The sequence below is a fragment of the Bradyrhizobium sp. 1200_D9_N1_1 genome (assembly GCF_052075915.1).
Lineage (GTDB): Bacteria > Pseudomonadota > Alphaproteobacteria > Rhizobiales > Xanthobacteraceae > Bradyrhizobium > Bradyrhizobium diazoefficiens.
Map to the genome: position 1 here is coordinate 864,466 of NZ_CP197226.1, position 19,796 is coordinate 884,261.

The 19,796-nt window shown below is 61.6% G+C and carries 30 protein-coding genes and 2 pseudogenes; 20 read left to right on the forward strand and 12 right to left on the reverse strand.

The window, feature by feature from the left end:
• Positions 1–175 precede the first annotated feature (175 nt).
• Entirely contained in the window at positions 176–502 is a 327-nt protein-coding gene (locus tag AB5K84_RS04100; protein ID WP_011084751.1) for a DUF736 domain-containing protein, read from the forward strand.
• 116 nt (positions 503–618) lie between these two features.
• Here the strand turns inward: AB5K84_RS04100 and AB5K84_RS04105 are convergent, their stop codons facing one another.
• Positions 619–1,029 (reverse strand): hypothetical protein, encoded by a 411-nt coding sequence (locus AB5K84_RS04105; RefSeq protein ID WP_011082888.1) that lies wholly within the window; start codon positions 1,027–1,029, stop codon positions 619–621.
• A gap of 163 nt (positions 1,030–1,192) precedes the next feature.
• Complete coding sequence (locus tag AB5K84_RS04110) at positions 1,193–1,426, reverse strand: helix-turn-helix domain-containing protein (RefSeq protein ID WP_016841283.1); 234 nt, start codon at positions 1,424–1,426, stop codon at positions 1,193–1,195.
• Between the two features lie 231 nt (positions 1,427–1,657).
• On the opposite strand from AB5K84_RS04110, the gene AB5K84_RS04115 reads away from it, so the two are divergent.
• The 16 genes and pseudogenes from AB5K84_RS04115 to AB5K84_RS04190 all read left to right on the forward strand — a co-directional run bounded on the left by AB5K84_RS04115 (position 1,658) and on the right by AB5K84_RS04190 (position 13,349).
• Positions 1,658–1,921, forward strand: a complete 264-nt coding sequence (locus AB5K84_RS04115; protein WP_011082886.1) for a hypothetical protein — start codon at positions 1,658–1,660, stop codon at positions 1,919–1,921.
• A gap of 119 nt (positions 1,922–2,040) precedes the next feature.
• Positions 2,041–2,250 (forward strand): transcriptional regulator domain-containing protein, encoded by a 210-nt coding sequence (locus AB5K84_RS04120; RefSeq protein ID WP_014490272.1) that lies wholly within the window; start codon positions 2,041–2,043, stop codon positions 2,248–2,250.
• Between the two features lie 61 nt (positions 2,251–2,311).
• Complete coding sequence (locus AB5K84_RS04125; protein WP_014490271.1) at positions 2,312–2,827, forward strand: DUF2285 domain-containing protein; 516 nt, start codon at positions 2,312–2,314, stop codon at positions 2,825–2,827.
• A gap of 203 nt (positions 2,828–3,030) precedes the next feature.
• A complete protein-coding gene (locus AB5K84_RS04130) occupies positions 3,031–3,282 on the forward strand; it encodes a helix-turn-helix transcriptional regulator (protein WP_014490270.1) in 252 nt (83 codons plus the stop codon).
• 13 nt (positions 3,283–3,295) lie between these two features.
• Positions 3,296–4,411 (forward strand): replication initiator protein A, encoded by a 1,116-nt coding sequence (locus AB5K84_RS04135; RefSeq protein WP_014490269.1) that lies wholly within the window; start codon positions 3,296–3,298, stop codon positions 4,409–4,411.
• A complete protein-coding gene (gene parA / locus AB5K84_RS04140) occupies positions 4,408–5,046 on the forward strand; it encodes a ParA family partition ATPase (RefSeq protein WP_011082882.1) in 639 nt (212 codons plus the stop codon). The genes AB5K84_RS04135 and parA overlap by 4 nt, the downstream gene beginning before the upstream one ends.
• A complete protein-coding gene (locus AB5K84_RS04145) occupies positions 5,043–5,309 on the forward strand; it encodes a ribbon-helix-helix protein (protein WP_011082881.1) in 267 nt (88 codons plus the stop codon). Before parA ends, AB5K84_RS04145 begins: the two co-directional genes overlap by 4 nt.
• A complete protein-coding gene (locus AB5K84_RS04150) occupies positions 5,296–5,814 on the forward strand; it encodes a DUF2840 domain-containing protein (RefSeq protein WP_011082880.1) in 519 nt (172 codons plus the stop codon). Before AB5K84_RS04145 ends, AB5K84_RS04150 begins: the two co-directional genes overlap by 14 nt.
• Positions 5,811–6,356, forward strand: coding sequence for a S26 family signal peptidase (locus tag AB5K84_RS04155; protein ID WP_011082879.1), 546 nt, complete (start codon positions 5,811–5,813; stop codon positions 6,354–6,356). The genes AB5K84_RS04150 and AB5K84_RS04155 overlap by 4 nt, the downstream gene beginning before the upstream one ends.
• A gap of 34 nt (positions 6,357–6,390) precedes the next feature.
• Complete coding sequence (locus AB5K84_RS04160) at positions 6,391–6,726, forward strand: DUF736 domain-containing protein (protein WP_011082878.1); 336 nt, start codon at positions 6,391–6,393, stop codon at positions 6,724–6,726.
• Between the two features lie 4 nt (positions 6,727–6,730).
• Complete coding sequence (locus AB5K84_RS04165; RefSeq protein WP_011082877.1) at positions 6,731–7,639, forward strand: lytic transglycosylase domain-containing protein; 909 nt, start codon at positions 6,731–6,733, stop codon at positions 7,637–7,639.
• Between the two features lie 468 nt (positions 7,640–8,107).
• Positions 8,108–9,847 carry a relaxase/mobilization nuclease domain-containing protein gene (locus tag AB5K84_RS04170; protein ID WP_018269524.1) on the forward strand — a complete coding sequence of 580 codons (1,740 nt, stop codon included), beginning with the start codon at positions 8,108–8,110 and terminating at the stop codon, positions 9,845–9,847.
• Positions 9,848–9,888: 41 nt separating this feature from the next.
• Complete coding sequence (locus tag AB5K84_RS04175; protein ID WP_018269525.1) at positions 9,889–11,871, forward strand: conjugal transfer protein TraG; 1,983 nt, start codon at positions 9,889–9,891, stop codon at positions 11,869–11,871.
• A gap of 7 nt (positions 11,872–11,878) precedes the next feature.
• A complete protein-coding gene (locus AB5K84_RS04180) occupies positions 11,879–12,319 on the forward strand; it encodes a ribbon-helix-helix protein, CopG family (protein ID WP_011082874.1) in 441 nt (146 codons plus the stop codon).
• A pseudogene (locus AB5K84_RS04185) lies at positions 12,316–12,417 on the forward strand (P-type conjugative transfer ATPase TrbB); the annotation flags it as partial. The gene AB5K84_RS04180 and the pseudogene AB5K84_RS04185, both read left to right, overlap by 4 nt.
• A gap of 536 nt (positions 12,418–12,953) precedes the next feature.
• Entirely contained in the window at positions 12,954–13,349 is a 396-nt protein-coding gene (locus tag AB5K84_RS04190; protein WP_014490264.1) for a GFA family protein, read from the forward strand.
• Between the two features lie 328 nt (positions 13,350–13,677).
• Here the strand turns inward: AB5K84_RS04190 and AB5K84_RS04195 are convergent, their stop codons facing one another.
• Complete coding sequence (locus AB5K84_RS04195) at positions 13,678–13,917, reverse strand: AAA family ATPase (RefSeq protein WP_011082871.1); 240 nt, start codon at positions 13,915–13,917, stop codon at positions 13,678–13,680.
• A gap of 166 nt (positions 13,918–14,083) precedes the next feature.
• Between AB5K84_RS04195 and AB5K84_RS04200 the strand changes: the two genes are divergently transcribed.
• On the forward strand, positions 14,084–14,206 hold the full coding sequence (locus AB5K84_RS04200; protein WP_256379488.1) for a hypothetical protein: 123 nt from the start codon (positions 14,084–14,086) through the stop codon (positions 14,204–14,206).
• Between the two features lie 109 nt (positions 14,207–14,315).
• On the opposite strand, the gene AB5K84_RS04205 is transcribed toward AB5K84_RS04200, so the two are convergent.
• The 5 genes from AB5K84_RS04205 to tnpA all read right to left on the reverse strand — a co-directional run bounded on the left by AB5K84_RS04205 (position 14,316) and on the right by tnpA (position 16,291).
• Complete coding sequence (locus AB5K84_RS04205) at positions 14,316–14,597, reverse strand: helix-turn-helix domain-containing protein (protein WP_011082870.1); 282 nt, start codon at positions 14,595–14,597, stop codon at positions 14,316–14,318.
• A gap of 257 nt (positions 14,598–14,854) precedes the next feature.
• The gene (locus AB5K84_RS04210) at positions 14,855–15,211 is read right to left on the reverse strand and encodes an ABC transporter permease subunit (RefSeq protein ID WP_011082869.1); all 357 of its coding nucleotides are present in this window, start codon (positions 15,209–15,211) and stop codon (positions 14,855–14,857) included.
• Positions 15,212–15,223: 12 nt separating this feature from the next.
• On the reverse strand, positions 15,224–15,526 hold the full coding sequence (locus AB5K84_RS04215) for a transporter substrate-binding domain-containing protein (RefSeq protein ID WP_014490263.1): 303 nt from the start codon (positions 15,524–15,526) through the stop codon (positions 15,224–15,226).
• Entirely contained in the window at positions 15,513–15,869 is a 357-nt protein-coding gene (gene tnpB / locus AB5K84_RS04220) for an IS66 family insertion sequence element accessory protein TnpB (RefSeq protein WP_011082867.1), read from the reverse strand. Before tnpB ends, AB5K84_RS04215 begins: the two co-directional genes overlap by 14 nt.
• Complete coding sequence (tnpA, locus tag AB5K84_RS04225; RefSeq protein WP_011082866.1) at positions 15,866–16,291, reverse strand: IS66-like element accessory protein TnpA; 426 nt, start codon at positions 16,289–16,291, stop codon at positions 15,866–15,868. The genes tnpB and tnpA overlap by 4 nt, the downstream gene beginning before the upstream one ends.
• Positions 16,292–16,369: 78 nt before the next feature.
• On the opposite strand from tnpA, the pseudogene AB5K84_RS04230 reads away from it, so the two are divergent.
• A pseudogene (locus AB5K84_RS04230) lies at positions 16,370–16,524 on the forward strand (TrbI/VirB10 family protein); the annotation flags it as partial.
• Positions 16,525–16,703: 179 nt separating this feature from the next.
• Here AB5K84_RS04230 and AB5K84_RS04235 read toward each other — a convergent pair.
• A complete protein-coding gene (locus AB5K84_RS04235) occupies positions 16,704–16,937 on the reverse strand; it encodes a polysaccharide deacetylase family protein (protein WP_011082865.1) in 234 nt (77 codons plus the stop codon).
• 294 nt (positions 16,938–17,231) lie between these two features.
• Between AB5K84_RS04235 and AB5K84_RS04240 the strand changes: the two genes are divergently transcribed.
• Positions 17,232–17,417 carry a hypothetical protein gene (locus AB5K84_RS04240; RefSeq protein WP_011082864.1) on the forward strand — a complete coding sequence of 62 codons (186 nt, stop codon included), beginning with the start codon at positions 17,232–17,234 and terminating at the stop codon, positions 17,415–17,417.
• Positions 17,418–17,499: 82 nt separating this feature from the next.
• Here AB5K84_RS04240 and AB5K84_RS04245 read toward each other — a convergent pair whose 3' ends face one another.
• The 3 genes from AB5K84_RS04245 to AB5K84_RS04255 all read right to left on the reverse strand — a co-directional run bounded on the left by AB5K84_RS04245 (position 17,500) and on the right by AB5K84_RS04255 (position 19,764).
• Positions 17,500–17,739 (reverse strand): recombinase family protein, encoded by a 240-nt coding sequence (locus tag AB5K84_RS04245; protein ID WP_014490262.1) that lies wholly within the window; start codon positions 17,737–17,739, stop codon positions 17,500–17,502.
• 64 nt (positions 17,740–17,803) lie between these two features.
• Complete coding sequence (locus AB5K84_RS04250; RefSeq protein WP_011082862.1) at positions 17,804–19,384, reverse strand: recombinase family protein; 1,581 nt, start codon at positions 19,382–19,384, stop codon at positions 17,804–17,806.
• Between the two features lie 92 nt (positions 19,385–19,476).
• Positions 19,477–19,764, reverse strand: a complete 288-nt coding sequence (locus AB5K84_RS04255) for a hypothetical protein (protein WP_011082861.1) — start codon at positions 19,762–19,764, stop codon at positions 19,477–19,479.
• Positions 19,765–19,796 lie beyond the last annotated feature (32 nt).

Sequence of the window (19,796 nt, forward strand, 5' to 3'; positions counted from 1 at the left end):
CGGCGTCACAACTTTCTTCCCCTGCCGGCTGCGCCGCCATTCCTCGCGCGAGACAAGAAAGTTCCTCCTTTGCTGTCCAGCCCCTTCGGGGTGCGCCGTCGATCGCCTCCGGCCTGTCGATCACCATCGAGGCCGCAAGGTGCGGGCTCGAAAACAGAGATCAAGGAGAACTACCATGGCGACCATCGGCACCTTCAAGAAGACCGGCAACAACGAGTTCAACGGCGAGATCGTCACTCTCTCGCTCCAGGCGAGGAACGTCCGCATCGTCCCCGAAACCAGCCGCTCGGGCGACAACGCCCCCAGCCACCGGATCTATGTCGGCCGGGTCGAGATCGGGGCCGCCTGGTCCAAGCGCTCCAACGAAGGCCGCGATTATCTCGGCCTCAAGCTCGACGATCCGAGCTTCACCGCCCCGATCTTCGCCAACCTCTTCGCCGATGAAGAGGGCGAGGGCTTCAGCCTGATCTGGTCTCGCCCCAACCGTCGCAACGGCGACTGAGCCGATCCGCAATGCCCCGCCCGGCTGGCCCGGGCGGGGCACCGCCACGCTGAGGAAGCGCGAAGGCACCTCGTTTGCCGTGACGGCGCAAGCGGCAAGGGCGTAACCGATGCCGATCAGCGGCCGCGTGCCGATTTGATTGGACGTCTTTGGTTGGCCTCGATCACGCTCTCGACGATGTCTTCCCAGTCCGGACAAATGGCGACGAGACGATCCAGCACTGTGGGATCCCGTTCGATCTGGCCAAGCGCCTGAGCGCGCCACTGGTCGTTGAAACTAATGCTCATCAGTCCCAGGCATTCGACAACCGAACTGTCGGGGAGCAAGTGCTCCATCGTTGCCGTCACTATGCCGGTCCACTGTTGGATCAGATGCCACGGCTCCGCCTCGCGCCGCGCCTCCAACTTCTCTCCGAGCAGGCCAATCAGCGCAAAGAACCGCGTTGGCCAAGGTTGCGGCCTGAGTTCCGTGACCAGAGCATCCACTGTCTCGCGAATGTCGGCTGGCAAGTGCTCGTACAGAGTCATGAGGCCTACTCCATCTCCCCAGCATGCTCGTCCGTTTCTGAACTAGGCATGCGCTTTGGAGACAGATCAGATTTACGTAAAGCCGACTATCAACTTATGCGTGAGGCAATGCGGAGTTGATTCACGACGTGCCGGTGTTGCGGTGGGGCACAAAATTGTCGCGTCATCGAGCCCGATGGGAATGAACCGTCGTTCGCTTGACGAGATCGGTTGCTTCGACGCCGAGCGCCTCCGCGATTCGGCCAAGCACGGTCACGCTGGCCGACACATCTGCGCGTTCAATTGCGCCGACGTAACGGACGCTTAGTCCAGCGCCATCGGCCAACTCTTCCTGCGTCATTTTCTTCACATGACGTATCCGACGCAGATTGACCGCCATGACCTCCTTGAGATCCATGGCAACAAGGGAACTCACATCGGAATGATCGTTCCAGGAACGATCGTTCCGATTCGTGCGTCACTGTGCTATTCATATCGTCTGGCTAGGCCCTGGTGTGCCGCTTCCGGGGAGCGCCGCGATGCGATCTGCGCATCACGGCACAATTCGAGTGTGACGATTTCCCAGCTTGCAAAGTTCTGGAGCTTAGATGAATTCTAATCGCTGCATCAATGCTGAGGGGCAATTGCAATGAACGGCGCGCCATTCCAGGACCGGCCGCCAATAACGGATCGCGTCAACGCCTATGACGAGAAACATCTTGCTATCTACGTTCGGTTGTTGATGGCCGAAGAGGAGGGCGCCGACTGGCGCGAGGTGGTCAGCGTGATCTTCGGCCTCGACCCCACGCGCGAACCAGATCGTGCCAAAAATGTCCATGATAGCCATCTCGCCCGCGCGCGATGGATGGTGGAAGCCGGATATCAGGGCCTTTTGGAACCGCGGATGCAGTGATTTGCGCCCCAATCACGCAAATTGCGATCTCGCGTGATGCAACCTCCGGGTCTGGTCTCTTGTAGCGTCTTTAGGGATCGTGGTGCGGGGCACAGAACAAAAAGACGAGAAGACAGACCATGCCGACCCAGTACTGGCGTTCGCCGGAGACCATCGAACGCCTGAATCGTCTTGAGCGCCCGGGTTTTGCCCTCGAATTCCTTCGTCGCAATGCCGACTACCGCCGCGACTTCGCCCGCACTGAGCGACAGATCGCGCGCGGCGAATCCGATCCCAACACCATCCGAACCAGTTTCGCACGTCGATGGAGGTTGCGGTGTCGCCCATGACCCCGCCTCTCCGGTTTGGCCCGAACCAGCCATTTGGCTGCCCGAGGCATCACCGGGAACATTGATCCTGACGCCCGCGCCGCCGGACTTCGAGACCGTTCATTCGATTGATCGCAACGCTTTCGGACTGTCGATCGTCGGGCGGACAGATGCTGACGGTCGCGAGCTGGTTGTCGCCGACGGCTCGGGTGAGCTCCATGTCAGTTTGCGCGACGAGCAGGCCGCGCGCCGTCCCGCCGTGCTTGTGCCGCTCGACGGCATGGGCGAACTGCGGGCCGACGTGGCGCTACACTTCGTGCGTCGCCTCAGCGGCCAGCGCACCGGTCTTCTCCCGGCGGCGCTGCGGCTGACGTCGTTTCAGAAACGGCGACTGATTCAGCTCCTGCACGCCTTCGACGTCCACGACCTGGGTGGCGGCCCGCGAGACGTGGCAGCGAAGGTGCTCGCCTCCGACCACGCTCAGCGCCGCTCGGTCGAGTGGAAGGATTCTCATGCCCGCCGCAAGGCGAACCGGCTCATTCACGATTCAATCGCTTTGGTCGAGCGCGGCTATCTGAAACTTCTACGCGGCCTCTGATCGGCTCCCCGATTCCTTCAAGCCATCGACCTGATGAGTTAGTTGCGCCCCGGTAGTACGCCTGGCTTCGCCTGGTTGCGACGATGGGGGGACACAAACGTACGTCAATTTTCGTCCACCCCCAACGCCTGAACTCTCCGCCACTCTGGCCCGGACATGCCGCGACTTGGCCGCGGCACTTCGAGGCAAGACGGAGATCTCCCATGCTCGACAGGCCTGCGCAACTCGCCACCCGTTACGTGCGCACCCCCGAGGCCGCGCGCCTCCTCGGCATCTCGCCGCGCACGCTTGAAAAATATCGCTGCCATGGCAATGGCCCGACTTTTCGCAAGCTCGGCGGCCGCGTTGTCTACGCCATCGGCGATCTCGAAGCCTGGGCCGATCAGGCCGCCTGCAGCTCAACGTCGGATCCGCGCTACCTCGAAGCGCGCGCCGCCGGCAACGCGCATCGCTAAGGCAACGCTCGTCATGTCGTCGCGTCGCCTCATCACACCCAGCGAGCGAAGCAAGCTCGACCCGTTCGTTGTCGCCACCGGTGATGCCAGCCCGCGTGATCAACGCGACCTGATGGAGCGCCCGTTCTTTTCGCTCGCCAAGGCCAAGCGAACAAGACCGATCCTCTACCAGACCGGCGACGTGTGTGTCGAAGTCTATGCAGTTCCTGAGCACGGTATGGCGACCATTTGGGATGCCGACGTGCTGATTTGGGCGGCGAGCCAGATTGTCGAGGCCGAGAACCTCGGTCTGAAGACCTCGCGCTTCCTGCGCTTCACACCCTACCAGCTTCTGACCGCAGTCGGCCGGCAGACCGGCGCCCGCGACTACAAGCTCTTGAAGGGGGCATTGGCCCGCCTGCAGGCGACCGTCATCCGCACCAGCATCCGGCAGGGGGAGCATTGGCGGCGCCACCAGTTCTCATGGATCAACGAATGGGAGGAATGCGCGACGCGCGACGGTCGGGTGCAGGGAATGGAATTCGTCCTTCCCGACTGGCTCTATCGCGGCGTCATCGATCGCTCACTCGTTCTCACGATCGATCCGGCCTATTTCAGCCTGACTGGTGGGATCGAGCGCTGGCTCTACCGCGTCGCGCGCAAGCATGCTGGCCGCCAGCCGAGAGGTTGGCTGTTCGAGGTCGCACACCTCCATGAGAAATCCGGCAGCCTCGCCAAGCCTGCAGACTTCGCCTTTGATCTCCGCCGGATCGCGGCACGTCAACCGCTGCCAGGCTACTGCCTGAGCATCGAACGCAGGGAACGCCGAGAGCTATTGCGCATCCTGCCATCGAAGTCATTCACAGCTCCTGTGGACGGCGCTGTGAATCAGCTCGGGACTTCGGGCGTTCACACTATCGGGACTCCGGGCGTGCCGGTATCGGGATTCCGGGAGTGCAAACCACAGCTAACGCTTTGGCCAGGAAACACGATCGCCTGCCCTAACTTAGAGTCTAACTTAGAATCTAACTGTTGTAGTGGGGCCGCGCGTCTTGCGGATAACACCGACATCCGCGCTCAGCCGCCAACCGAGCACCCAAGCCAACCATCTCTGCCGCTTTCAGGTCGCAAGACGGGAGGCATGCGATGATCGTCGCCGTGCTCAACCAGAAAGGCGGTGTCGGCAAGACCACGCTCGCCCTGCACCTCGCCGGCGTATGGGCGCTGCGCGGAAAGCGCGTGACGCTGATCGACGCTGACCCCCAGGGCTCCGCATTGGACTGGTCGCAGCAGCGTGCGCGGGAGAATGTCGCACGGCTATTCGGCGTCGTTGGCCTCGCGCGCGATACGCTCCACCGCGAGGCGCCGGAAATCGCACGCACCGCCGATCATGTCGTCATTGACGGACCGCCGCGCGTCGCGGGACTGATGCGTTCGGCGCTGCTGGCGGCGGATCTCGTGTTGATCCCCGTGCAGCCGTCGCCATTCGACGGCTGGGCCTCGGCCGAGATGCTCGCTCTGCTGCGAGAGGCTCGCATCTATCGTCCGCAGCTTCCTGCTCGCTTTGTGCTCAACCGCTGCGGCGCGCGCACGATCATCGCCCGCGAGACTGCCGAAACTCTCGCCGACCACGATCCGCCGGTGCTCGCCAGCACCATCGGCCAACGCGTTGTCTTCGCCGACGCCGCTCAGTCCGGACGGCTCGTCTTCGAGTTCGTCGAGCAGAGCGCCGCCGCCCGCGAGATCGCCGCGCTCGCGGCAGAAGTTGCGAGGTTCGCGCCATGAGCGACCGCTCTATCAAACGCGGCTTCGCCTCGCGTCCGGGCGATGCCGAGAGCTGGATCAAAGCCAGTGATACGCCGCCACGCAGCGTGAATGATGCTGCCGCATTCACCGCGCGCCTGACGATTGACGTCACGCCCACGCTGCGCGGCCGCATCAAGGTCGCCGCGTTCCAGCGCGGCGTGACCGTCGCCGACATGCTGCGCGAATTGCTGGCGCGAGAGTTCCCCGCTGACGCCCCGGAGAACCGTCATGAACGACAATGAAGCCTTGCCGCCGCGTGCAGTGCCGCCCTCGCATCGACGGGATGTCGCGCTCACCCATGTCGAGCTGACCTGGATCGAGAAGCGGATCGAGCACTGGCTGCGCTTCGGCCGCCGCGCGGAGGAGAAGATTCTCGACCGTCGCCGCAGCATCTCGAGCTTTGAGCCGGGCAGCATCTTCGGCTTCGTCCGCTGGGCATCGAACGACTATGGCACCGTGGTGTCGCGCATGGACATCGTGCGTGCCGTGGAAGCCGGGCAGCGCTATCAGACGCTGCCCTTCGTCCGCCCCGGTGGCGAAATCCTGCTGCGCGTTGATAGCTGGCCGAAGGTCGAGCGCGTGTTGCAGGCCATCGACGCCATCGAGGCGCTCTCCATCGATCCGGCTGACGCCGCACCCGAATACTGGCGGCATCTCCACAACCGTCTCGCCGCCGACCATGTGCCGCGCGCCTACACGCGCGAGCAGCATATCGCCTGGCTCAAGCGCCGGAGCGTCACGCCATGACCCGCTTCGGCTATCTCATGTTGACCTACCTTGCGGCGCTGGTCGCCGGCGCCCTGGCCCTCGTTCATCCTGCGCCGCGGCTGATTTGGAACGCTACCGCGAGCACGCCAATAGGGCTCTACGCGCTGCATCCGCTCGGAGAGCTGCGCGACTTGGAACTGGTCGCGGTACGGCTGCCGGAACCGATCGCCAGCTTCCTTGCCGATGGCGGCTTTCTTCCAAAAGGTCTGCCGCTGCTGAAGCGTGTGATGGCGCTGCCCGGGCAAACCGTGTGCCGGTCGGGCGATGCCATCACGGTCGATGCTGTCGATGTCGGCGCCGCACACGAGCACGATCATCGCGGCCGTCCGCTGCCGCGTTGGAGCGGTTGCCATACCCTCGAACCGGGCGAGGTCTTTCTCATGAACCCGACCGTCCCAGACAGCCTGGACGGCCGCTATTTCGGCGCGCTCCCCGTCAGCTCGATCGTCGCGCGCGCAGTCCCGCTTTGGACGGACGAAGCCGCCGACGGCCGTTTCGTCTGGCGCGCCGCCACTCATTGACCCGTTTCCAACCCAGCAACCCAGGAGCTTTCCCATGGCACAAATCGGCCAGTTCACGCGCGATAAGTCCGGCTTCACCGGTCGCGTTGAAACGCTGTTCTTCGAGCGGATTCTCACCCTCGTCCCGGCCGAATCCTCGGATGCCGAGAACGCGCCGGACTACCGTATCCGCCTCGGCGATGCCGATGGCCCGGAGATCGGCGCAGGTTGGAAGCGGACCGGCGAGAAGGCCGGCGATTACGTTTCGCTCGTCATCGACGACCCGGCGCTGCCGCGGCCGATCCGCGCAAATCTCTTCCAGTCGGGCAACGACAAAGCGGCCTGGACGCTGAACTGGAATCGTCAGCCCCAACGCGCCGAGCGGGACTGATTGCATGCAGGATCCTGTCGCGCGTGCCGCCAACCAGGCGCATCAACGGTCCACCCCCTTGTTCGGGGAAAAGCCCTCTCATAACTCGGGTCCACGCAACCGTCGGGCGGCCGCCACGCACAGCGGCGGTCAAACCGGTGGTCCGTGCGCACCGCCGGTAGGCAGCAAGACGCCTCGCCATGATGGCGGAGACAGGGCGAGCCTTGCCGTTCTCCTCCTTACCGGCCTGCTGGTGATTGGCGGGCCAACGGCAGCAGTGTCCGGGCAGAGAGCACCGGCACGAAGTCAACCGGCGAGCGATCACTACGCATCTCATGTGGCAGAGGCCGCGCAGCGCTTTGGCATTCCGGCTGCATGGATACGAGCCGTCATGCGGGTCGAGAGCAATGGCGATCGGCGTGCCGTCTCACCCAAAGGCGCACTCGGCCTGATGCAACTCATGCCCAAGACTTGGGCGGACATGCGCGCGCGCTATGGTCTCGGGCGCGATCCCTTCGATCCCCGTGACAACATCCTCGCCGGCGCCGCCTTTCTTCGCGAACTGCACGACCGTTACGGCTCGCCGGGCTTTCTCGCGGCCTATAATGCAGGTCCCGGCCGCTACGAGGAGTTTCGGGATAGACACCGTCCACTGCCCGCGGAGACGACAGCCTATGTCGCGGCCATCGTCCCTTTTGTCGACGCGGAGGGAGCGCCAGGACCTCTTCTCCTCGCGGCTTCTTCTCGTTCATCCTGGACGCGGGCGCCGCTGTTCTTCGACCACGCTGACGGGCCGTCCCCTGGCGCGCGAGCGGCGCTCGATCAACCCGCGCACGGCGGCTCAGTCGGCACTACGGTGCACGATATTTCGGCGATTGCGCCGCAGTCGGAGGGCCTGTTCGTCGCGCTCTCGGCCATGGGGCGATCGCAATGACTGCACGGCATCTTCAACGTCAATGCGCGGATCGCGGTACGTCTGCAGGCACCCTTGTTGCGGCGGCTGCACATCGGGCAGCTCGCGATATCAGCTGTCAGTTTCCAGGTTCGCTGGCGCCCCTTGACGAACATTCGGTTTGCATTCGAAACGCTGCAACACAGTCATACGGGCGATGCCTTCGGCCCGCGCTCTACTCGTCGCTTCGCTCCTCACCGAGCCACCCTACGGGTGTCTCGGCCCTTCGCGTAACGATCGCTATCGCAAACACTCGCAAACAGTGGGGGCTTCCGCGAGTACCGACCGAACGATGGCGAGATAAAAGGCCGCAATGTGCGGCTCGGTCGGTTGGTTGTTTGTGCTGCTATTTTTCCTCGGGTCCGCAATGTGCGGCTTCGGCGCGCAATGTGCGCTCGACTATCAACCCGTTGCAGGGATTCTGCATTCCGCACATTGTCGAGGCTGGCCATGGCTGAAGACAGCGATTTTCAACCACGGCCCGGCCGCATCCGCTCCTCGAGGAGCCAGCGGGCCAAGCCCTTCATCGCCCAGGCGCTTGCCGCCGCTCAACGCGCTGGCGGCGGCATTTCGCGAGCCGGCCAGCTCGTCAGCCACCGTCATTCGCGCTTCGGCCGCGGCCGAGCCGCCAGCGTGCGGGCAAACCGTCTGCTCACCGGCCGCTCGCGTCTGGTGACCATCAAGACCCGGGTCGTCCGGCACAGGGCGAGGTCGGCGCCGCTCGCGACGCATCTCGGCTATCTCCGGCGCGAAGGCGTGACCCGGGACGGGGAGAAGGCCCACCTGTTCGGCCCGGGCACCGAGGATGCCGATCCCAAGGCCTTCGCCGAGCGCTGTCAGAATGACCGCCACCATTTCCGCTTCATCGTCTCCCCCGAGGACGCGCCTGACATGGCCGACCTCAAGGGTTTCGCCCGCGAATTGGTCGGCCAGATGGAAGTGGATCTGGGTACCAAGCTCGACTGGGTGGGGGTCGATCACTGGAACACCCAGCACCCCCACGTCCACATCATCGTGCGCGGCGTCGCAGAGGACGGCCAAGACCTCGTCATCTCCCGCGACTACATCAAGGAAGGGATGCGCGCCCGCGCCCAGGACCTGGTCACCCAGGAACTTGGACTGCGCTCCGATCTCGACATTCGTCGCTCGCTCGAGAGCCAGATCGGAGCCGAGCGCTGGACGCAGCTCGATCGCCAGCTTGTTCGCGATGCAAACCAGCACGGTGTTATCGACCTTGCGCCGCGTCCCGAGCAGCAGCCCGATCAATTCCATGCGTTGAAGGTTGGCCGGCTGCGACACTTGGAAAGTCTTGGCCTCGCTCATCAACTCGGGCCCGGCCAATGGTCCATGGACGAGGCCGCCGAAACGACCTTGCGCGAGCTCGGCGAACGCGGCGACATCATCAAGCGTATCCACCGCAGCTTGACCGAACGCGGCATCGAGCGCGGGAGCGCGAGTTACGTGTTATCAGGCGAAAATCTTGACGTCCCCGTCATCGGGCGTCTCGTTGATCGCGGTCTCGACGACGAGCTCAAGGCGACCGCCTATGCCGTGGTCGACGGGGTCGACGGCCGCACCCACCACATCCGGCTGCCCGACCTCGACGCTGCCGGCGACAGCGCGCCAGGCTCAATCGTCGAGCTTCGCAAATTCGATGACGCAAGAGGGCAGCGTCGCGTGGCGCTTGCCGTCCGCTCCGATCTCTCGATCGAAGCGCAGGTGACCGCGAGCGGCGCGACATGGCTCGATCGGCAGGCCGTCGCGCGCGACCCTGTGGCGCTTGGCCAGGGCGGCTTCGGCGCCGAGGTCCGCGACGCTATGGAACGGCGGCCCGAGCAGCTCATCGGGCAGGGGCTCGCCGAACGCCAGGCGCGTGGACTGGTGTTCGCGAAAAACCTTATCGGCACGCTGCGCCGTCGGGAGTTAGAGGATCTCGGCAAGCAGCTCGCCGCCGAGACCGGTCAGCCGTTCAACCCGTCGGCTAGCGGCGAGTATGTGGCAGGCACCTATCGGCAGCGCTTCGCGCTCGCCTCCGGCCGCTTCGCCATGATCGACGACGGTCTCGGCTTCCAGCTCGTGCCTTGGACGCCCTCACTCGATAAACAGCTCGGCCGGCATGTCTCTGGCGTCGCGCGCGCGGATGGCGGCATCGATTGGGGTTTTGGGCGCAACCGGGGGCTCGGCTTGTGAGTGATCCTTCCAATCACCGACGTCAGGAGAGGGCGGCCGCCATGTCGGCGACCAAGATTCTTTGGGGGCAGGTCATCATGGTCTTCGGCATCGTCCTGCTCACGATCTGGGCCGCGACGGAATGGACGGCTTGGCGCCTCGGCTTTCAGCCGCAGCTCGGGCAGCCCTGGTTCGAGCTGCTCCATTTTCCGTTCTACCTTCCGCCTGCCTTCTTCTGGTGGTGGTATGCCTACGATGCTTACGCGCCCTCAATCTTCACCGAGGGCGCCTTCATCGCGGCATCCGGCGGCATCATCGCTGCGGCGGTCGCGATCGGTATGTCGGTCTGGCGCGCCCGCGAAGCGAAGAATGCCGAGACTTATGGGTCCGCGCGGTGGGCGAAGGCAAAGGAGATCGAGCAGGCTGGATTGCTTGGACCCGACGGCGTGGTGCTCGGCCGGTTCGAGCGCACCTATCTTCGCCATGATGGACCGGAGCATGTCCTGTGCTTCGCACCCACGCGATCGGGCAAGGGCGTCGGCCTCGTCATCCCTTCGCTCTTGACGTGGCCGGGCTCGGCTATCGTCCACGACCTCAAGGGGGAGAACTGGCAGCTCACTGCCGGCTTTCGCGCCCGACACGGCCGTGTCCTTCTGTTCGATCCGACCAACGCGAAGTCGTCGGCCTATAACCCGTTGCTCGAGGTGCGCCGCGGCGAGTGGGAGGTGCGCGACGTCCAGAACATTGCCGACATTCTGGTCGACCCGGAGGGCAGCCTCGAGAAGCGGAACCATTGGGAGAAAACCAGTCACGCCCTGCTGGTCGGCGCGATCCTCCACGTCCTCTATGCCGAGGAAGACAAGACGCTCGCCGGTGTCGCAGCCTTCTTGTCCGATCCCAAGCGGCCCATTGAGACGACGCTTGCCGCAATGATGCGAACCGCGCATCTCGGCGAGGCCGGTGTTCATCCCGTCGTCGCGTCCGCTGCCCGCGAGTTGCTGAACAAGTCCGGCAACGAACGCTCCGGTGTCTTGAGCACCGCCATGTCGTTCCTGGGCCTTTACCGAGATCCCGTGGTGGCGGAGGTGACGCGGTGCTGCGACTGGCGGATTACCGATATCGTTGGCGGAGAGCGAGCGACCACGCTGTACCTTGTCGTGCCGCCCTCCGACATCAATCGCACCAAGCCGCTGATCCGTCTGATCCTCAACCAGATAGGCCGCCGCTTGACCGAGGATCTGCAAGCCAAGGCCGGCCGGCGCCGGCTCCTCCTGATGCTCGACGAATTCCCGGCGCTCGGCCGGCTCGACTTCTTCGAGTCTGCGCTGGCCTTCATGGCCGGATACGGCATCAAGAGTTTCCTGATTGCTCAGTCGCTGAACCAGATCGAGAAGGCCTACGGGCCCAACAACTCGATCCTTGACAACTGCCACGTCCGGGTCAGCTTTGCGACCAACGACGAGCGCACCGCAAAGCGCGTGAGCGACGCGCTCGGCACGGCGACCGAGATGAAGGCGATGAAGAACTATGCCGGCAGCCGGCTGGCGCCTTGGCTGGGCCACCTCATGGTGTCGCGGTCCGAGACCGCCCGCCCGCTGCTCACGCCCGGCGAGATGATGCAGCTCCCGCCCTCCGACGAGATCGTCATGATGTCGGGCCTCCATCCGATTCGGGCGAAGAAGGCGCGCTATTACGAAGATAGACGTTTCCAGGAGCGCATCATGGCGCCGCCGATGCTGACGAAATCCAATGGCGGCCGGTTGGACGATTGGAGCTCAAGGCCATTGCCGCCGCGCCCAAGGGCATTGGAGACGTTGAACGACGACCAGACGGATGACGAAGATCCAAAGGCCGCCGACCGCAGGCAGCAGCCGGAACTCGATCGAGACACGGTGGAGAATAAGGAACCACTCGAGAACGAGTTCGCTTCGGACCTCGTGGATGAGCTCGATGAAGATGTCCCGCGGATCAGGCGCATGAACGACATGATGCAGGGCGTGGCGCGCCAAGCCTCCCTCGATCCCGGCGACGATCTCGGATTGTGAGGTAGCCATGATCGGGACAAAAAAGAAGGCTCAGCTGTCGGTCTATCTCGATCCTGATGTCATGAAGGCGCTATCGGCCTACGCCGCCCGGCGCGAGCAGTCGCTGTCGCTTATCGCGGAAGCCGCGATCGCTTCCTTTCTGTCGCCGGACGCCGATGAACGGCGAGAGGCTGCTACTGCCAAGCGTCTTGACCAGATCGACCGCCGGATCGCGCGCCTTGAGCGGGATGTCGGGATTTCGGTCGAGACTATCGCTCTCTTCATCCGCTTCTGGCTCACGACAACACCATCACTCCCCGAACCCGCCGCCAAGGCCGCGAGAGCACAGGCCGGAGCGCGTTATGATAATTTCCTTGCCGCATTGGGCCGCCGGCTCAATCAAGGGCCGAAACTGCGGCAAGAAATCCCGGAGGATGCCCAGCAGACTGACTCGTCCCCAGGCGAGTGATGCTCAACCCCGACGGTCGGCTCTGGATCGATTGGCTGTCTGGCGGGTTGGAGGATAGCGGACGAACGATGTCCGCCGCCGACGGCGAGCGGATCGTGGACCATCCAAAAAGTGTTAGGCGACCCGCGTGCTCAACTGCGAAATGCATGCCCTCCCCTGGATCAACTCGATCAGAGGCGACCCCCTGGCCCCGTATGCGACCGTCTGATGCGAGCTATATCCCTCGACGGCCTGCCAGGATCGACTGCGACCTAGCGAGTGATGTCAACGGGATGAGGGGGGATCCTGTGTTTGCGACAATTGTACAAGCGTTGCCAAGATTGCCTCAGTCGAAGACACGGATAGTGTTCGCACATTCACGCTCGATTTCCCAGACTGGTTAACCAATGACCTCGCCATTGAAGCGGGCGTATCTTTAGACGGTGTGTGTCTCAAGGCGACGACTGGCATTTCTTCCACCCGAGTTCTTCTCGACTCCAATCGAGCGAGTAAGCCAGGAGCCAATCAGCGCGCCGCGCCCGTGACTTGCTGGCGGAGTTGCGGCTATTATGTGTTTGCGAACAGGATCAACGAGATTTTGTCAGGCCCCATCCGTTGATCTATCTTCGGTCGGGCTTCTAGAGACAAACCGCCGATGATGAAGACGTACACCGGCTCGTGTCACTGCGGCACCGTCCGTTTCGAGATCGACGCCGATATCGACCATGTGCGGGTTTGCGACTGCTCTATCTGCTCGAAGCGTGGCGCGCTGATTTATCGCGTCGCCGAGGGCGACTTCCGGCTCCTGACGCCCCTCCAGGAGTTGTCGGTCTATCGCTGGGGTTTATTCACTGCGGCTGACTATTTTTGCCCGGTTTGCGGTATTTTGCCGTTCCGCAAACCAAGCCAGCCCACCGCAGCAGAACGCGAAGCCGGCATTCGGCCGTTCGACGGATGGGCAGTGAACGTGCGTTGCCTGAAGGACTTCGATCCGTTTTCAGTGCCCGTTCGGCAGATTCACGGCAGCAGGCTGACAATTGATTCGCCATAGCGGCCCTTGCCATGGACTTTCCGTTCGACTGCACGTGTTTATAATTGGTGATGTTCGTTGGACGTCGGCACTCAAAGAACGAAATCGGCCCTTTCCACCACGCTGAGTTTGGGAGTAGTGCCACTTCATAGCCGAGCATCGGGAAAACCTTCAGAAGATGCTCGTTTTCGACAGGCATCCTCGAAATCATGACGCGTCTCTTGATCGGTCGCGTGGATGGCCGGCCAAGGCGGAAGCGATGAACACGCGTCGATGATAGTGGCGTGCCTGTCCGAGTTCCTTGTCGCCGGCTCGCCTGTCACGCGTTCGAGACCCGCTGCGGCGTCGATCAGGCCGCGATCGAATAAACCCAGCCGTCGAACGCACTCGCTCGCGTCAGGTTTTCAAGGGAAAGATCAAACGCACTGTGCAGGCGCGCTTCAATACCTGTCCCGGGCAACGCGGGAACGCCCGACTCCAATTCCTTCCTTACGACCGGGCGTCCAGGCTCATCTATCGTCGCGTAGCCGCGTCGGCCGAGTTCGGTCAGCAGCGTGGACTTCCCACAGCCGGGGCATCCCGAGATCACGGCGAATCGATCAGATATTCTTCAAGCTCAATTGGCGCTCCAATAGACTTGCCTGATGAGGCGTAATCTCCGCGCCTTTGCGCCTCCGGACACATCACACGTGGACTACGAAAGATCGCCCCAGTGGGGATGAACCCGGTTGCCGTGGTCAATCGGCTGCGTACAAATGGTTGAAAAAGTCGAGGCAATTGCGATTATCGAAGTCTCCTCTTCCGATGCGACCGCGCCCGCCAATGCATTTCGCGAACCTGCATCCGGCAACCAGTCGTCACTCACTCCCGTGCTGTGAAACGCACTCCAATTTAATCACAGCCCTGTTCGGCCGGCAAAGAAGGCTTGTCGGGCGAAATTGGTGTTCTAAGTCCCTCAATTGGCTACGTAGAAGCCGTTGAAATTCGCTATTTTTTCTTGCGACGTGGACCCGCTGGCTTGCGGCTTTTAGGCAAGGTCTTCGGAGACCTAGCACCTTTGGGCGGCAGAACAAAGAACTCGGACAACTGCACGTCCAGCGTTTCGGCGATGCGGTCGAGAAGATCAATCGTCGGGTTCTTCGATTGCCGCTCAAGACTACTCATGTAGGAGCGGTCGATCCCGGCCTTCCAAGCCAATTGCTCCTGCGAGATACCCCGATTCACGCGAATCCGACGCACATTCCAGGCTACAATCGCACGAGTTTTCATACGTCAACTCATGCCATGGTGCTAGGCCTCAAAACACTGGCTATAATCCCGCTATTATTTCTTGGTCGGTGTTCCTCGACGTGATCTAGCCTCAAACGCGGCCGGGACCGTGATCGATGCACGTGGGCAGTCGGCGTCCCACGCGCTTCGCACGATGCCCGCGGCTTAGGATGTCGACAGTGTATCGGGGTATTTCGCCTCTAAGCTTTGGCCTATCTCCGAAAAAGCGCTCAAGACCGCATCGATCTGATCCCGTCCTATTCCAGCGTAGATGACCAACCGTACGTATCGATCGCCATAAGGGACGACAAGCACGCCCAATCCCGCTTCACCCAGCGTCCAAGATTTGAGGGCAGGAGCTCCGGAAAGACGTAGAACCACAGGAACATCTGGATCAGCAATGGCACGTTCCGAAAGAGAGCTGTGTAGACGAAGCCTATTCCACGCACCGCTCTCGATCGAGCAGTGCGGGCTGTACCGACTAAGGTTCCGATCGCAAGCGCTAGGAGGAAGCTCACCACCGCCATGACTATTGTGAGACGCAGACCTTCCAGCAGCCATCCAAGCTGCGGCTGCTGGAAGAGAATACTCCAGTTCCAATTGTAGGAGAGCATTCGACCCAGCCGCTATTGAGGGACTGCTTGCGCTTGCAAAACGGTCTCGAGCTTCTCGCTCAGTGGAATTCCAAATTGGTCAAACCACTTGTGGTAGAGAGATGTTATCTCTCCCGAGCGAAAGAGCTCGGCCAGCGTCTTGTTGACAGCCAAGCGAAACGCAGAGTCGTCACGGCGCATCATTAACCCGTACGGCTCGAAGGAGAGCGGGCGGCCGACGACCTCCAGACGGTCGCGAGCCGGCTTTTGTCGCAAAGTGTAGAGGATCGCGTCGTCCGAACAAAACGCGTCGGCGCGATCGCTATCGACAGCCAAGAGTCCTTCTGAAAAATTCGAGATGTTTAGGATTTTCACGTTTGGGACCTTTAGTTTCTGGACCCATCTGCGCCGCCGAGATCGATACTGCGCCGTCCGACGCCGAAGGCCATATGAACTTGCCGCGATCCAGGCGCTTGGCGTAGAGCGACATGCCCAGCCCGTCATGCCAGAGGATCTTGACCAGATCGCCGCGGCGACCCCGGAAGATGTAGAGATCGCCAGCATGAGGATCGCGCTTCAGGCTCTCCTGGACCGCAAGCGCCAGGCTTTGCATCCCGCGGCGCATGTCGGTGTGGCCGGTGGCGATCCAGACCCTGACGCCGCTCGGGATCGGGATCATCGCCGTCTCAGAAGCTCAAGAACCCGCTGCAGCGCCTCCGCGTCCACGTCCCGGTCAACGCGCACGCGACAGCCGCCCCCAAGCTCGATCTCGATAATGCCGGCCCGTGCACGTTGCGCAGGCGGTGAAGACACCGGTTGTGGCGCGCCACTCGAGATCGGAGCCGCCGCAGGCGTCATCTCAACCGGAACAAGCACCGGCGCGGCATCCCCGCTCAACTTGCCTTCCCGCGCCAACCGGCGCCACGTGAACAATTGGCTTGTCGACAGCCCGTTACGTCGTGCCGTGACCGACACCAGACGTGGCCCGCCATAGCTCTCGGTGACGATTCGCTGCTTTTCTTCCAATGTCCAACGACGTCGAGCGCCTGTCGAGACGACTTCAAGTCGGGAAACCTTCGGCATAGGCATATGGTCAGTCATACGCCTATGTCTTCATCCTCCATCAAACCGCACAAGGCGGTCCTCCCCGGAGCGATACGTCGTCTATGCCGAGTCGCTGGACGACCTAGCAGCATCAGCCAGACTGGCCAGCAGATCTGCAGCGCCAGCTCAACATCCAGCCGACGCTGACCATCCGGCCAGGTTTCCCCGTGCGGGTCATCGTTACCCGCGATTTGGTATTGGCACCCTACGGCAAGGGAGGAACGCCATGACGAAGCTCAAACTCGGTCCGCTACGCGACATCCCGGTCTGGCGTATCTTGATCCATCATGCGTTGCCGAACGCGGCCGTGCCATATTGACGGTGCTCGGGTTGCTTGTTGGGGGAGTGGTCACGGGCTCAATCCTTGTTGAGACGGTGTTTTCGTGGCCCGGGATGGGCAATCTGCTTATCACGTCGATCGGCAGCTGTGGTGCGCTACGGTGTGGCCCTGGGCGGCCATACGCCGCACGAGCTCGGGAAATTCCGCCGAGGATCGGCCCACCAGAAAGAACGTGGCTCGCGCGCATTCCTGTGCGAGCGCAGCCAACACCTTATCCGTGTTCGGCGGCCGCGGTCCGTCATCGAAGGTGAGGACGACTTCATAGTCCGCCATCTGCGAGTTCGGTTTGATTCTACGCTTCATCGCGCGATTCAAACACGGTGCACCTTTGTGTGTCGATATAATTAATGACTCAATACGTGTTATACAAAAGAATACAACTTAAACGTTGACATGGCCGAATGGTATTTCCTATCGTCGCATCCAGAAAACCTCGTACGGCAGGCGTAAGCCATCTTGCGCGCCGGCAGTTTGCCGAAGGCGTAACTGACGATCGTAGAGCGCTCCGTAGGGAGCGCTCTACGTATTTGAGCAACGCGGCCGGCAAAAGCCGGCATCTGATGGCCCCGGCACGCTCCGAAAAGGTGGTAATAACCCGTGCGAGACCTGATCATCGAAGCCTTTGACAGCGTCATCCGCTGCGAGATCGCGGAAGCAGACGACGTTCGCAAGGAAATCGCCCAGCGCGGCGCCTACTGGGCCGGCGACGAGATATGGAAGCTGGGCCGCCAAGTCGCCGCGCTGCGCAAGCGTATCGCCGAGCTGGAAGAAACCGACGCATGATCTCAGCAGACCGCGAGTATCTGCTCGATGCCCCTCTAGAACCGTGGCTTCAATCGCTTCGAGCGGCACCGTGCGCCGGTTATCACAGAAACCAGTTTCCTTCATGCGCGTGCAGATCGTTTGCCTCAGCAGTCATCCACTGCTCGCGCGGGTTTTCGCGGCTGATGCGCTTGCCGGTCTCCGGGACCTTTATGAACCTTTGGCGGTTCCAGATGATCCGCCCGGCGTACTGAAGGATGCCGTTCAAGCGCTTGCGGCTACCGTCAATGGTCGAGGCGTTCCAGGCGCCGCCACGTGGCCCGGGTACGCCTTTCTTGTTCAAGGCAGTTGCGATGTCGCGTGGCGAGTTGCCGCCTTCAACGGCTTCTTCATCTGCGGTGTTAGACTCACGAAGGCTTTTCCTTGCCGACGCATTCGATGAGGAAGCGTGACAGCGCTTCGAACGTGTCAAATCGGTTTATGGTGCGGCCCTTATAGACTTCCTTTGAGAACCAGAACATGCGACGACTGAAGGTGAGCCACGCCGAGGGCATCAAGACATAGTCGAAGATCGCTTCGTTCTTCTCGTCCAGCCGAACCGCGACAACCCATCCCTTCGGCCACCTCACGCGGTATTGCAGCGTCCAGCGCAAGGGCCGGTTTTCATAGTTGCGGCATCTCGCGACCCGAAAGACGACATTCACGACATTGTCGATTCGAAGACATTCAGTCGAAGCATTGAGGGTGGCACTGCGACCAAGTCTCTCGAAGGCGTCTCGAAGGCGAGCAGCATTGCTAAGCTGAAGGGCGGCCCACCGTTGGTGCGACGCGTATTTGTCAAACCATTCTTGATTGCCGTTGTACCCAATAAGACGGTAGATGTTCCGCAGCGCGCCGAAGTGCAAAACATACGATGACATGGACGGCAGTCCCGGACTTGAATTGATAATCGTCTTACTAAGCTTGCCTTTCTTCATCAGGACCTTACGGAGCCGAAGCAACATTTCCTCTTCGGGAATGCTGACGCGCCCCTCACCCATAATCTTTTGCGCGCGCCGGAATGCGTCGCGATGGACGATAGGTTCGATGGCATTCTCTTTTCTGATCCAGAGCTCCCTTGGGTTGCGCGTCACCTTGGCGCCAAGTTTTCTGCTTTTGCGATTGTAGGTCAGAACGCCGATATAAGCTTCGTTCCGGAGGAGGTCACCGACAGCCTTTCCAAGCCACGGTCTTCCCTGGCTATTCAAGATCCCTCGCTGGTTGAGCTCTCGGGCAATGGTGGCCTGCGATTTGTGACGGAGATATTCGTGGAGAATCCAATTCACGATCTCGACTTGATCGGGCGCACCGGGGATGAGCTTGACATGGTCGGTAAGCAAAGATTTGCGCTGGCCGATCGTTAAAATGCCCTTCGGTCTGCATTGATCGTCGACGAGACGTCGTTGGAACGCGTAAGCCGTAGGGCCGCCCATTTTGAAGCCGCGATGCGTCAGCCGGACTGACCCTGCGAAAACTTTGGCGGAGAGTTCCCGACTGAACTCAGCCGCCATCACTCTCTTAATATTCTTCATGATGCTGGCGAGAAGGCTTCCGTCATTGTCGAATTGCTCCGCGCAATAAGCAACCTCGACGCCCGCCCTGCGGCAGATGAACTCGTAGTGCGCGCTCTCGTCAACGTCCTGAAAGCGTCCCCATCGGCTCACGTCGAAGACAAGCAGATGAGCGAAGTCAGCGCGTCCCGATTGCACGTCTTCAACCAGTTCGGTAAGGCCCCCCCGGTTTTCGATTCTGAGGCCGCTTTCTCCCTCGTCACGATAGGTGTGGACGATGGTTAGCTTGTGAAGTTCGGCGTAGGTCGCGATGACCACTGCCTGATTCTCAATCGAGTATTGCTGGTAATCCGTCGACATGCGGACATACTGCGCCGCCCGTCGCGCTTTCTGCGACTGAGGCAGACGTTTCGCGTGTACAACAAGGGTGTTCCCCATGTTGCCTCCCCGCGGCTATATCGCGCCGCGCTGTATTGCGCATCGCAAACCATTTAGGCGCATCATCAAGTCCGCGCCATCGGAAAGTGTATTCAGAAAGAGTCAACTGCTATGTCGTTTTTCTTGAAAGCACGTTGCGGCGGGCGAAGCGAGCTGCAGAGAAATGCGGGTTTGCGCTTTTGGGCCCGTAGCCGACATGTCCGGCGCAGCTCTTTCGTCTGCTTCTGACGAGGCAACCAGCAGGATATCGTCGTTGTCCTTGTCGATGATGTTGAACGCCCATCCATCATGGCTGTGGCGATCGCCACGTCGGCCTTCTTCTCCTTATTGCCGCTATTCTTGTTGTAGACGTGGGTCTTGAAGCCGGCCTTGTCGACCATCTTCCAGAATGAGTCGCCGGGGAGGTGAACCC